General features: G+C 33.6%; 11 protein-coding genes, 1 pseudogene, 1 riboswitch and 1 other annotated feature. Of the genes and pseudogenes, 3 read left to right on the top strand and 9 right to left on the bottom strand.

Features of this window, described 5'->3' with window-relative positions:
- Positions 1 to 95: 95 nt before the first annotated feature.
- The 9 genes from PSR14_RS12475 to PSR14_RS12435 form a co-directional block, all read right to left on the bottom strand.
- On the bottom strand, positions 96 to 1,976 hold the full coding sequence (locus PSR14_RS12475) for an FtsX-like permease family protein (protein WP_074532978.1): 1,881 nt from the start codon (positions 1,974 to 1,976) through the stop codon (positions 96 to 98).
- Positions 1,977 to 1,987: 11 nt separating this feature from the next.
- Complete coding sequence (locus tag PSR14_RS12470; protein ID WP_000106430.1) at positions 1,988 to 2,755, bottom strand: ABC transporter ATP-binding protein; 768 nt, start codon at positions 2,753 to 2,755, stop codon at positions 1,988 to 1,990.
- A gap of 252 nt (positions 2,756 to 3,007) precedes the next feature.
- Positions 3,008 to 4,927, bottom strand: a complete 1,920-nt coding sequence (gene thrS, locus PSR14_RS12465) for a threonine--tRNA ligase (protein WP_000663052.1) — start codon at positions 4,925 to 4,927, stop codon at positions 3,008 to 3,010.
- Positions 4,928 to 5,230: 303 nt separating this feature from the next.
- Positions 5,231 to 5,454 (bottom strand) — a binding site (T-box leader).
- A 124-nt stretch (positions 5,455 to 5,578) separates the two neighbouring features.
- Entirely contained in the window at positions 5,579 to 6,286 is a 708-nt protein-coding gene (gene rluF, locus PSR14_RS12460) for a 23S rRNA pseudouridine(2604) synthase RluF (protein WP_001222168.1), read from the bottom strand.
- Positions 6,287 to 6,471: 185 nt separating this feature from the next.
- Positions 6,472 to 7,092 carry a YdbC family protein gene (locus PSR14_RS12455; protein ID WP_000925148.1) on the bottom strand — a complete coding sequence of 207 codons (621 nt, stop codon included), beginning with the start codon at positions 7,090 to 7,092 and terminating at the stop codon, positions 6,472 to 6,474.
- 152 nt (positions 7,093 to 7,244) lie between these two features.
- Complete coding sequence (locus PSR14_RS12450; protein ID WP_002080500.1) at positions 7,245 to 7,388, bottom strand: PhzF family phenazine biosynthesis protein; 144 nt, start codon at positions 7,386 to 7,388, stop codon at positions 7,245 to 7,247.
- A 12-nt stretch (positions 7,389 to 7,400) separates the two neighbouring features.
- Positions 7,401 to 8,219, bottom strand: coding sequence for a hypothetical protein (locus PSR14_RS12445; RefSeq protein WP_001142116.1), 819 nt, complete (start codon positions 8,217 to 8,219; stop codon positions 7,401 to 7,403).
- Positions 8,220 to 8,370: 151 nt separating this feature from the next.
- A complete protein-coding gene (locus PSR14_RS12440) occupies positions 8,371 to 8,757 on the bottom strand; it encodes a DUF4440 domain-containing protein (protein WP_000409890.1) in 387 nt (128 codons plus the stop codon).
- Between the two features lie 148 nt (positions 8,758 to 8,905).
- Positions 8,906 to 9,250: a hypothetical protein gene (locus tag PSR14_RS12435; protein ID WP_113733087.1), complete on the bottom strand. Its 345-nt coding sequence runs from the start codon at positions 9,248 to 9,250 to the stop codon at positions 8,906 to 8,908.
- Between the two features lie 133 nt (positions 9,251 to 9,383).
- Here PSR14_RS12435 and PSR14_RS12430 point away from each other — a divergent pair, with 133 nt between their 5' ends.
- From PSR14_RS12430 to PSR14_RS12420, 3 genes and pseudogenes are all read left to right on the top strand, one after another.
- Positions 9,384 to 9,959 carry a hypothetical protein gene (locus PSR14_RS12430; protein ID WP_095842958.1) on the top strand — a complete coding sequence of 192 codons (576 nt, stop codon included), beginning with the start codon at positions 9,384 to 9,386 and terminating at the stop codon, positions 9,957 to 9,959.
- A gap of 217 nt (positions 9,960 to 10,176) precedes the next feature.
- Positions 10,177 to 10,296: riboswitch (glycine riboswitch) on the top strand.
- A 107-nt stretch (positions 10,297 to 10,403) separates the two neighbouring features.
- Positions 10,404 to 11,771, top strand: a complete 1,368-nt coding sequence (locus PSR14_RS12425; RefSeq protein WP_000451019.1) for a sodium:alanine symporter family protein — start codon at positions 10,404 to 10,406, stop codon at positions 11,769 to 11,771.
- A 232-nt stretch (positions 11,772 to 12,003) separates the two neighbouring features.
- Positions 12,004 to 13,184 (top strand): annotated as a pseudogene (locus PSR14_RS12420) (S8 family peptidase).
- The last annotated feature ends 34 nt before the right edge of the window (positions 13,185 to 13,218 follow it).

The following is a 13,218-nucleotide window of genomic DNA, read 5'->3' as shown; positions in this document are numbered from 1 at the left end:
TATTATATTTTTCGACCATTATCCAATCTTTTCCTTCTGTATAGAGAACATTATGAAAAAAGCCCTTGTTTTCAAACAAGGACTCTTTTCATAAACTATTTAGCTACTTCTTCTTTCGGCATTACCATACCTTTATAAAGTTGAACAGTTATCCAGTAATAGATGAAATAAATGACTAAGAAAATCCCAATTGGCACCCACACTTTTACAAACGGGTCAACTAATATGAAGCTAAATAAGTTAAGCCCTACTAACACGTGAGAAATACCAATGATTGCTGGGAAGATAAATAAATATGAAATTTCTTTATATATACTTTTCGTTAACATACTACGTCTCACACCGATTTTTCGTAACATTTCATAACGGCGTACATCACGAGAAGCACCTGTTAATATTTTGAACATAAGGGAACTTGCCATCATTGCTAAAAAGGCAATTCCGAGGAAAAATCCCATAAACATTGTTCCGCTCATGAAACTGTTCATAAATTGATAAATTGTCATTTTCGTAAATAAGTCTACTTTTGCACCTGTTGTTTTTTCAATTTGTTCTTTTTGTCTCTTATCTATTTCGATCAACAACGGTTTATACTTTTTCATATCATCTACTTTTGCTAATGTTACAGTGTGTTCTGTTCCTTGAATTCCTTTATAATGTGCTTCATCTGCAATTCTTACAGGTTTTCCGTTAAATTGATTATGTGTAATTTGTATTTCTCTTACAATTGCATCTTCCCAATCTCTTGGCATACGAGGGAATTTTGCTAATTCAGGAGCCTCTAAAGCAGAATATACAGGTTCAGTTAAAGGTTCAGTCACACGTTTACGAACAGGCTCTTTTAAAGTTTTTGTATCAAAGTGGTCTGAAACAAGTGGCGGTTTCGCAGTTAAATCGTTACGTAAATAATAAACCGCTTCTCCATCTACTTTATACTTGTACTTGCTTTCTTCCACAATTTCCATTTCTTTTAATGCAGCTGTATCTTGTTCATTCGGATCATGAATTACGACATCATACACACGTGAGAAGTCTGTCATAATACCTACATTTTTTTGGAACGCCATACCTGCTGTCATCGCACCTGCTCCTAATGCAATTAACATTGCTACAGTACCTAATACTCTCGATAAACTATTTACTCGAAAGCGTAGCTGTGCATATGTAAAACTATTTAAGCCCGTTTCATTTCGCTTTTTATTCCCTTTAATTTTCATCACAAAAAATGGGAGCAATGAACTAAAGATAAAATATGTTCCAAGCGTTGTAACGATTGTCGCTATTATAAAACCAAATTCAGCATATATTTTTACGTTAATCATAAAATAGTACCCTGTACTTACTAGTAATACACCAAGTACAGTCATTATAATAATGCGAGTTTTACTTTTCTTCACTTCATCTAGTGTTTCATCTTCACGTATTAATTCTAATTCTGTTTTACGTAATAAACGGATGCTATTCATTAAACCAGTAATAAAAAATAGTACTAAAAAGAAAATAGCTGTAACTATGATTGCTGGTGTATATACAGATGAATAACTACCCTTTGCTGAAATTTCCATACCATTCATTAAAAAGTTTCCTGCTACACTTGCTAGTAACATCCCTACTAAAATCCCGATAATAATACTAACAATACCCATACCGAATGTTTCAATAAATAATAATTGTGCTACTTTTTTCTTTTTCGCACCAAGCATCATGTACATACCGAGTTCTTTTCTTCTTAACGTGAGTAAGAAAGAATTGGCATATATAATATAAAATACAGTGATGAAAGATAATAGTATTGCACCTACCCAGAATACGAGTCTAATACTACTAATAAGACTATTATCCTTCGTAAATTCACTATTCATCGCCATCGTTTGGAACATGTAAAAAATACTAATACTAATAACGAGACCGATAAGTAAAACCATATAATCTTTTAACATCTTTTTCATACTATGACGTGATAATTTGAATAACATAGTCTCGCCCCCTACTTAGACTCAGCAGCTGAGCCCATATGAGCGAGCACACCTAAAATGTCTTGATAGAAACTTTCTCGCGTTCCTTGACGCTTTAATTCTTTATATAAAAGACCATCTTGAATAAATAAAATACGTTCACAATAACTGGCACTAAATGCATCGTGTGTCACCATCAAAATACTTACATTGTGATTTTCATGTAAATCTTGCATCGCTTCTAATAAGCTTTTTGCATTTTTACTATCAAGCGCTCCTGTCGGTTCATCTGCTAATACGATTGCTGGATTATGTACTAAAGCTCGTGCTGCCGCTGTTCTTTGCTTTTGTCCACCCGAAACAGCAGTTGGATATTTTGTTAAAATTTCAGTAATTCCTAATTTCTTCGCCACCTCATTTACCTTTCCCGTAATCTCACTTGAAGGTACACCTTGCAGAGAAAGTGGTAAAGCAATATTTTCATAAATTGATAAGTTTTCTAGTAAGTTAAAATCTTGAAAGATGAACCCTAATTTTTGAGATCGAAAATCTGATAATGCATTCCCCTTCATAGAAGTAATATTTGTACCAGCTATCGTCACACTGCCACCTGTCGCTTGATCCAATGTACTAATCACATTCAGTAAAGTCGTCTTTCCAGATCCAGAAGGACCCATAATCCCTACAAATTCCCCTTCTTTAATACTTAATGACACACCCCTTAATGCTTTTGACTGATTCTCATTTCTTTTCCCATACGTTTTTTCTACACTTTCTACAGTAACTACATTTGTTGACATCTCTTTCACTCCATCCCTTTTGTATAAATTTAATTTCTCACACATTTCTTATCTTTTTCTCATGTAAATTCTTAAGAATTTTTTAATTCTTCAAACTAAAAAGGTTATACAGATAACATGAACCTATTTCCTACTTCATATTCTCATCTTTCTACAACTCGTTCCTTCGATTTCGCTTACATTTACCTTACATTTTTGTAAGGTAAAAAAGAAAACACACCATTATGAATTGGTGTGTTTTCTCTTTAAACTCTATTTCCGATTATTTATTTCCTCTTTCATACTTTCCACAAATCCATTTAGTTCAACAACTTCTGATTTTTCTTCCCCATATTTACGTACATTTACAGCTCCGTTCTCCATTTCCTTATCCCCAATAACAAGTACATAAGGAATTTTTTGCATTTGTGCTTCTCTAATTTTATATCCTAATTTTTCATCTCGTACATCTCGTTCGACACGAACACCAGCTTGTGCTAATTTATCCACAATCTCATCTGCGTATTGTACATGGACTGCATTCGAAACTGGAATGACTTTCACTTGAACTGGTGCCACCCATGCCGGGAATGCACCACCAAAGTGCTCAATTAATATTGCTAAAAATCGGTCTAAAGATCCTAATACTGCTCTATGAATGACAACTGGTCTTCTCTTTTCATTCTTCTCATCTATATAATTTAAGTCAAACTTTTCGGGCATTTGGAAATCTAGCTGGATTGTTCCGCACTGATGACTTCTATTTAAAGCATCTTTAATATGGAAGTCAATTTTCGGTCCGTAAAATGCACCGTCACCTTCATTTAGTCTATATTTACAATTCAATGAATGTAATACATTTGCTAACGCCGCTTCTGCTTGTTCCCACAACTTATCATCACCCATTGAATCTTCTGGACGAGTAGAAAGTTCTACTTCATATTCAAATCCAAAAGTTTTATATACATAATCGATTTGCGCCATTACAGATTTGATTTCATCTTCAATTTGTTCTGGAGTTACAAATAAATGTGCATCATCTTGGCAGAAAGTACGTACTCTTAATAATCCGTTTAACGCCCCACTAAATTCATGGCGATGTACTTGACCAAACTCACACATACGAATCGGTAATTCGCGATAAGAATGCAATTTATTTTTGAACATTAACATATGACCTGGGCAGTTCATTGGTTTTAATGCAAAACTTTTATTATCCACTTCTGAGAAATACATATTATCTTTATAATGTCCCCAGTGCCCTGATCTTTCCCATACTTCTTGGTTCATCATGAATGGAGTGCGTACTTCTTGATAATTATATTCTTTTTGAATTTCTCTTAAAAAAGCTTCTAATTCATTACGAATAATTTGACCTTTCGGTAAATAAAACGGCATTCCCGGAGCCTCTTCAGAAAACATAAATAACTCAAGCTCACTCCCTAATTTACGATGATTTCTTTTTGCTGCTTCTTCAACGAAATGTAAATACTCTTCTAATTCTTTCTGGGAAGAGAATGCAACACCATATATGCGCTGAAGCACTTGATTGTTACTATCTCCTCGCCAATATGCACCGGAAACGTGAGTTAATTGAAAGGCTTTCAAATAACCTGTAGATGGTAAATGTGGTCCTCTACATAAATCTACAAATTCACCTTGCTTATATAGTGTTACACTTTCCTCACTAGGAATTGCTTCTAAAAGTTCTAATTTCAAGCGATCGTTCATTTCTTGAAACAGTTTAGCTGCTTCTTCTCGAGAAACCTCAACTCGTTCTATCTTTATATTTTCATTTATGATCTTTTTCATTTCTTTTTCAATTTCCCGTAAATCTTCTACGTTTACACTACTTGGAAGGTCCATATCATAATAAAATCCATTTTCAATAACCGGTCCTACACCAAGGTTTACATTACCATAAATTCTTTTTATAGCTTGTGCTAAAATATGTGCCGCAGAGTGCCTTGCAATTTCTACACCTTCATTTGAATCTAAAGTAATGATTTCTACTTCCGCATTTCCCTCAATATTACGGCGCAAATCATATAACCCATCATTTACTTTCCCCGCGACTGCTTTCTTTTTTAAACTATTGCTAATGGATCCCGCAATTTCTTCTAAAGTAATTCCTTTTACAAATTCTTTCACACTACCATCTGGAAATTTAATTTCAATCATTTGTTCTTTCATTTTTCATCTCTCCATTTCATAATAAAAAGCACACTCATCCCTAAAATAGGGACGAGCGTGCTTATACCCGTGGTTCCACCCAGATTCCCATCATAAAAAACATAATGGCTTCATTTACGGTAACGTCGTTTACACGGCACTAGATACTTCATTTCCCCAGTGCAGCTCTAAGGTGGTAAGTTATTTTTCTGCGTTAGGAAGTTCTCAGCTTTCCTTCCTTCTCTGTATAACCGGGGAAAATAACTCGTGTCCTTTTCTTCGCTTATTATGAAATTGAATGCAAAAAAGCATATTCATCCCTAAAATAGGGACGAATATGCTTATATCCGTGGTTCCACCCAGATTCCCATCACAAAAAACATAATGGCTTCTTTTGCGATAACGTCGCTTACACGGCACTAGATACTTCGTTTCCCTAGTGCAGCTCTAAGGTGGTAAGTTATTTTTCTGCGTTAGGAAGTTCTCAGCTTTCCTTCCTTCTCTGTATAACCGGGGAAAATAACTCGTGTCCTTTTCTTTGCTTTTATAATTACATCCATTAATTGTTATTTACTATATCTTATTCATTTTATTTTTGCAAGTGTTAAAAATAAATTTTTATTTAATAAAAAAAGAAACCAAAAATAAATTTTTGGTTTCTCCTTCTCAATTTTACCACTCTTGTGGTTCGTAATTTAAGTCTGCAAATAGACGGCGTTTCTCTTTCTTCGTTAAATCTCTCCACTGTCCAACTGGTAAATTATTCAATTCAATATTCATAATTCTCGTACGTTTTAACGTATATACTTGATACCCTAAAGCTTCACACATACGACGAATTTGGCGATTTAGTCCTTGTGTTAAAATAATTTTGAACTCATATTTTGATAACTGTGTGATCTCACAAGGAAGTGTTTTCGTTCCTAAAATTTTCACACCAGCTGCCATTTTTTCTAAGAAATCAGGTGTAATTGGCTTATCTACTGAAACGATATATTCTTTCTCATGTTTGTTTTCAGCACGTAAAATTTCATTAACGATATCACCATCATTCGTTAACAAAATTAAACCGTCTGAGTCTTTATCAAGACGTCCAATGTGACTAATTCGTAATGGATGATTCACTAGATCGATAATATTACCTTTTACTGATTTTTCACTTGTACATGTAATACCTACTGGTTTATTTAAAGCGATATATACGTGATCTCGAGCAATGCGAAGTTGCTCTCCATTTACGCGTACATCATCACCTGGATTCACTTGGTCACCAATTTTTGCAACCTTACCGTTAATAATTACTCTTCTCTCATTAATTAATTTATCTGCTCCGCGTCGAGACGCTTTTCCAGCTTCACTAATAAATTTATTGATACGCAAATTAGGCACATCCTTTTCTAAAAAAATTTCAAGCTCACACTGCTTCTACCGTACAATACAAAAGGGTAAGCCTCCTATTATAACTTAAATATATTAACATGAAAGGGTATATAACGTCTTCTATTAATTACTTATTTATAAGAAAATATCTTTATTATACATTCATTTATGCACTTTTTCCGTGCTTAATATACAAACCATTCTTCCTTACATACAGCTTCTTTACCTCTTATATCTTCTATATCTTCATGAATATTAGCTAGTTTATACAACTCAGGGAAAATCTCTTCTACATAATTTTGATGCGCCATTCCATCTTTCCAATAAGTTAACACGATGTAACGATTTTCATTTTTTAAAGACTTCCCAACTACCCCACCTAGCATCCCTTTTATATTTTTCATTCCTTTATTCCAAATTGTTTCTTGTTTATGTAAAAATTGCTTTTCTTTTTCTTCCTTTACATCACATACAGCCGCCCTTACGAAGGATCCTTCTGTAACAACGTCTTTCAAAGGCACTTCTGCTATATCATACAATGTTTGAAATAATTCGATTTCACATGAAAGAAACGTATCCACTTGATTACTATTTAAATAAATTGTATCGTGAGCACCATTCATAAATGATTGATATGCATTTCTATCTTCCCATAAAGTAAATACACATGCCTCATTTTCATTCCATCCACCAAATTGTCCATAAAAACCATCTAGATGCTGTATATCACGCCATTTTTCTTGTGCTTTTGAAAACAATTCCTTTTTCTCTTCTTCTACCTTACAATAGATTGTTTTTAGTAGCATATCTAATTCCCCCTTATCTTACATTCCATTTCTCATCTGCAATACTTTCTACTTTTCCCCTAAACGAACATTATTTTTACTCTCTATTTCTTCAGCTCTTATATGTATTAAAGAGGACCATTTCATCTCGTATCCTTGTTCAACACGCATATTTATCTTTTCTGTTCCAAACAACGATACTTTAAAAGATACGCTGTTAAACATCCATTTGAACTTCCTGTTGCCACGTCTTTCGGAATCCCATAATAGTCTGCAAAATCACGAACACTTAGATCACCTATTTGTTTACATAACATAATTATATCCTTCTAGTTATCTATAGTATTCAAAAAAGCATCCGCTCTTTCTATCAGCCATTCACCAAACGTACTTAAAAATAATAAAATTTCATTTATATCATTTATCGGTTCAATTACATATTGTAATGCCTTTCTCATATTTTTTTCTTGTTCGGGAAAATGCTTACTAAATAATTCATAGGCAGGATATAAGTCTCTGGAGTAAAGTCCTTCTCTCTCAATTGTCAATGCTAGACCTGACCTGATTATTATTTTCATAATCCAACGGCAACAATCCACAATATCATCCACGCCTTTATTATGAATTAATTCTTCGCGTGCTTGTCCAATTTGTTTCCGCAATTGAATAAGGTGTTCATAGGCTAACTCCTCACTTACTTTATATTTAGGTAAAGACAATGTTACATCTTGACCAAATATACATACTCCATGTGTCTGTATCATAAAGCTTATAAAAGAAAAACTCTTGGAATTTATCACTTCTTTTTCACTGTGAAAACTCAATTCCACTCCTGTTATACAACTAAACTTTTGCAAACTTTGAACTTCTAGTTTCTTTCGCCAGCTTAAGTCTATTAATTTAGGATCCTTTCGTACTACTATAATCACATCTATATCTGCAATTCCTTCAATTCCAATCCCTCTTGGAATTGAGCCTCTTATATAAACACTGTGTAAATCATCCTGTAGCAATTCACAACAAGTATTTTTTATTTCTTGTATTACCTCCATAAATATAGGTTGAACTTTTTCAATATGTGCATCATTTATAATATATCCTTCATCATCAGTAAAACAAAAGCGCCCTATTTTCTTTATAGTTGGCAAATAATCAACTCACTTCCATACAAAAAATTATTTTATTCCATACGTATATTATAATTCTAATAATTCAGAATTAAAAACAAAAAAATAGGATGTAAACACTCTTATAAGGGCGTTTACATCCTTTCACTTTTATCATCATTTATTTTTCAAATTATAACGCATATCTTTCCATATGCTGTCTACATAACTTCCACCCAGCCATTTCTTTCTTAAAAACTTCCATCGCTAAAACTGATGCTACTTTTTTATCTTGCAAATAAAAATCTACAATTGCAGATAAAATCAGTTCATTCTCTGTTCTTAAAATATGTGTTAGATCTTTATATTTCCAATAAGGTTTTTGTCCTTCATAACTTTTTAATGTTTCAATATTATCTTCTTTATATGTAGCGCCTCGGTATACTTCATAGTCTCTATCACTGTAATACCCAAAGTAACCTATAAAATCATCTGATACCCAACTATTTATTTTCTCAATGTTACCAGCATTTAAATCTTTACGATATTCCTCAACCGCACGTATTGCTTCTTTCTCCATTGAATATATCTCCTTTTATTTTCCTATACGATTTTTATTCTCTTTTATAAAACAAAACACCTTCTTATTTATAGATTGAACCTCTTTTTAAAAATACAAATAACCATAAACAACTTAGGGAAACCTCATTGTTTATGGGGCATTCCATTTACTTTTCAAATAAATAATACGTAAGTTCTCCCGGATAATGTAATACTGTTACTTTCCGCTCACCTTTTTTAAAACTAACAGTATGCCCGTTTTCTCCTAAGTTCTCCCATCCATTTGCCTTTGTAATAGGCACTACACTTATATATTGATAGTCCTCTTCATTATCATCGTTAATATGAATTGCTGACATTGGTACTGGAAAACCTTTAATTTTAGATTCTTTATTCATAAATATGAATGTAATTAAACCAACTAATAACATAGCCATTGAAATACTTGAAACTAGTTTTCTTCTATTCATTTTCACTAAAAACCCTCTTTTCTCGTATATAACTTTCATTATTTTACCAACTTTAATTATTTACGTATATAAAATAAATAATTTATATACTTTCCAACTTAATTTTCTCTACTTTAAACAACATCATTGTTATATATTATAATTATAAGTTTTTAAATTTTGGAGGCGTTACATATTGCAGAAATTACTTTTTACTAAATTGTCAGTTATTATTTCTATTTTCATCATTTTCGGTATGATTTTCTATGTTACTAATGTGAAAAATAACAATGAAAAAGCAACTGTAGAAACAGTGGATACAAAAATTTTCAAAACTAAATTACAACCTAAAATCGATGAATTGACTACTAATTATAATGATATCATCGAAAAAGATTGGTTGCCTGCTTGGGAAGAGATTAACACGAACGGTGATTCAGTAGACAGAGATAAACTATTAGTTACAATGAATGCTGTTTCAAAACAATATGAAAACATTATGAATGAAATAGACATTTTGAAAATTAAAGAAGATATATCAGAAGTACAAATACAAGAACAACTTCTTTATTTCACAACTGAATTTAAGGCTGCTTCTAAATTTATGAAAAACGCGGCAGATTTAATTATAGACGGAGCCACTAACTCTACTCCAAACAGTGCAACAATTGAAAATACGAAACATGCTTTAGGGCTTGCAGATCAACATATTGTCATCGCTTTATCTACTTTAACTGAAGTTGAAGAGAAATTAGGACTTTCGAAAAAATAGAATTCTTTACTATTTTAAAATAAAAAATGATTGCATTTCATTAATTGTATATCTATAATGTTTTTATTGATTCTATACACATTCAATTCGTATAGGTTATTAATTTTATAATTCGGATGAACCATTCAGGAGAAGGTCTATTGATCTACCGACGGGGCAAAAAGTTGTTAACCGACTTTGAAACTCTCAGGTCTTGTTTACAAGTAGAACTGCATGGGGACGAATCTCTGGAGAGACTCCCTCCCGCTTTAAATAGCGCGGAGGAAAACGAGCACCGAAGGAGCAAATCCGCTACTATAGCGGATAATCTCTCAGGTAAAAGGACAGAGACAAGCGAAAGAAAATGCCGATTTGTATCGGTTTATTTTTCTATCCCTTGTTTCTCCAGAGGCCATTTCATTTACTTGAAGTGGTTTTTATTTTTTCTAAAAAAGGAGAATAAAGATGGAGACAGTAAGTAAAGTATTAGAACAAATCAATCACTATGTGTGGGGATTACCAACGTTGTTGTTACTCGTTGGTACTGGTATTATTCTCACAGTGCGTTTAAAAGGTTTACAGTTTAGTAAACTATTATACGCTCACAAACTAGCTTTTAAAAAATCAGAAGATACATCTTCCTCTGGAGATATTAGCCACTTCCAAGCACTTATGACAGCTATGGCGGCAACGATTGGTATGGGAAATATAGCTGGTGTTGCAACTGCTGTGACGATTGGTGGACCTGGTGCCATCTTTTGGATGTGGATTACTGCTTTGTTTGGTATGGCAACAAAATATGCCGAAGCAATTCTTGCGGTGAAATACCGTGTTAGTAATGAAAATGGTGAATATTCAGGTGGACCAATGTACTATTTAGAACGTGGTTTAGGTAAGAAGTGGCTTGCAGTTTTATTTGCTATATTCGGTACAACTGCTTCTTTCGGTATCGGGAATATGGTGCAATCTAATTCAGTTGCAGAGGCAATGCGAATTAATTTCTCTTTCCCTCCTGCTTTAACTGGTATAGTAATGTCATTTTTAATCGCTATCGTTATTTTAGGCGGTGTAAAAAAAATTGGGAAAGTAACAGGATATGTTGTTCCTATTAAAGCTTTCTTTTATATCATTGCTGGTCTTATCATTATTTTCTATCACTACGATCAAATTCCTGAAGCATTTTCACTTATTTTTTCTGGTGCGTTTAATGGTACTGCAGCTGCTGGTGGTTTTATCGGTGCAACAGTTGCATCAGCTATTCAAATTGGAATGGCGCGCGGCGTATTTGCGAACGAAGCTGGTTTAGGGAGTGCCCCTATTGCCGCGGCGGCTGCAAAAACTGATTCCCCTGCAAAGCAAGCTTTAGTTTCAATGACTGGTACTTTTCTAGATACGTTTATTGTATGTACAATTACAGGGCTAGTATTAATTACTACAGGTGCATGGAAGTCTGGTAAAACTGGGGTTGAAGCTACAACACTTGCGTTTCAATCTGTATTCGGTACTGCTGGTAGTATGATTCTTGGTATCGCAATTATTTTATTCGCCTACTCTACTATTTTAGGCTGGTCGTATTACGGTGAGAAATGCGTGGCTTATTTATTTGGAGAAAGTGCTGTTAAATATTATAAAGCAATCTTTATTGTCATGATTGCTATTGGTGCGAATTTAAAATTAGGCATCGTATGGACATTTGCGGATATTGCAAATGGACTTATGGCGATTCCAAACTTAATTGGTCTTATTGGGTTAAGTGGTATTGTTGTTGCTGAAACGAATCGCTTTTTACAAGCAGAGAAATTGAAAGAAAATAATAAAAAACAGGCAAGTTAATCTATGAAAAAAGGAATGACTCATACATGATGAGCATTCCTTTTTTCATCCCCTCTTTTACTTTATTACTATCATTAAAAATATATTTATATCAATGTTTACTCCTTTTTATTCCTCCAAAAGTTTTTCACATAAATGTCATAAATCGTATGGTCTAACTATATAGTTGAAAAGGAATGCGACATTAAAGTGTCGCTGAAAAACTCATCCAAGAAAAGGGAGGAAAAATCTTTTGAAAAACAAAATCATTGTTTTCCTATCTGTTTTGTCTTTTATTATTGGTGGTTTCTTCTTTAACACGAATACTTCAAGCGCTGAAACATCATCTACTGATTACGTTCCTAACCAATTAATCGTTAAGTTCAAGCAAAATGCATCTTTAAGTAATGTGCAATCTTTTCATAAATCTGTCGGAGCTAATGTCTTATCTAAAGATGATAAGTTAGGTTTTGAAGTCGTTCAATTTTCAAAAGGTACTGTAAAAGAAAAAATAAAGAGTTATAAAAATAATCCAGATGTGGAATATGCAGAACCGAATTATTACGTTCACGCCTTTTGGACTCCAAACGACCCATATTTTAAAAATCAATATGGATTACAAAAAATTCAAGCTCCACAAGCTTGGGATAGCCAACGAAGTGATCCTGGTGTAAAAGTAGCCATTATTGATACAGGAGTTCAAGGCTCACACCCTGATTTGGCTTCGAAAGTAATTTACGGGCATGATTATGTTGATAACGACAATACATCTGATGATGGGAATGGTCATGGTACACATTGCGCTGGAATTACTGGAGCACTTACGAATAACAGCGTCGGAATTGCTGGTGTTGCCCCACAAACTTCCATTTATGCTGTTCGCGTATTAGAGGTACTCTCGATGCTGTAGCGCAAGGTATTCGAGAAGCTGCTGATTCGGGTGCAAAAGTAATTAGTTTAAGTTTAGGAGCTCCAAATGGTGGTACTGCATTACAACAGGCCGTTCAATATGCATGGAATAAAGGCTCTGTTATAGTTGCAGCTGCTGGAAATGCTGGAAATACAAAAGCTAATTACCCTGCTTATTACAGCGAAGTAATTGCAGTTGCTTCTACAGACCAATTAGATAAGAAATCTTCATTTTCTACTTATGGTAGCTGGGTTGATGTTGCAGCACCAGGTTCAAATATATATTCTACTTATAAAGGAAGCACGTATCAATCATTAAGTGGTACATCTATGGCAACACCTCATGTCGCAGGAGTTGCTGCTCTTTTAGCAAATCAAGGATATAGCAATACACAAATTCGCCAAATTATTGAGTCAACTTCTGATAAAATTACTGGTACAGGTACGTACTGGAAAAACGGTAGAGTCAATGCATATAAAGCTGTACAATATGCGAAGCAATTACAAGAAAATAAAGCTTCTTAAGAAATAAAGTAAAACTTTAATCAGTTGATCTACC

Source organism: Bacillus sp. A01H (assembly GCF_045277205.1).
GTDB lineage: Bacteria > Bacillota > Bacilli > Bacillales > Bacillaceae_G > Bacillus_A > Bacillus_A paranthracis.
The sequence above is the reverse complement of the archived record's forward strand: the minus strand, read 5'-3'. Positions and strand labels throughout refer to the sequence as shown.

Excerpts from the sequence above, each read along its gene's own strand:
- PSR14_RS12425 (WP_000451019.1), top strand. The coding sequence starts at position 10,404 with ATGGAGACAGTAAGTAAAGTATTAGAACAAATCAATCACTATGTGTGG.
- PSR14_RS12455 (WP_000925148.1), bottom strand. The coding sequence starts at position 7,092 with ATGCTACTAAAAACAATCTATTGTAAGGTAGAAGAAGAGAAAAAGGAA.
- PSR14_RS12440 (WP_000409890.1), bottom strand. The coding sequence starts at position 8,757 with ATGGAGAAAGAAGCAATACGTGCGGTTGAGGAATATCGTAAAGATTTA.
- PSR14_RS12475 (WP_074532978.1), bottom strand. The coding sequence starts at position 1,976 with ATGTTATTCAAATTATCACGTCATAGTATGAAAAAGATGTTAAAAGAT.
- thrS (WP_000663052.1), bottom strand. The coding sequence starts at position 4,927 with ATGAAAGAACAAATGATTGAAATTAAATTTCCAGATGGTAGTGTGAAA.
- PSR14_RS12450 (WP_002080500.1), bottom strand. The coding sequence starts at position 7,388 with ATGTTATGTAAACAAATAGGTGATCTAAGTGTTCGTGATTTTGCAGAC.
- PSR14_RS12470 (WP_000106430.1), bottom strand. The coding sequence starts at position 2,755 with ATGTCAACAAATGTAGTTACTGTAGAAAGTGTAGAAAAAACGTATGGG.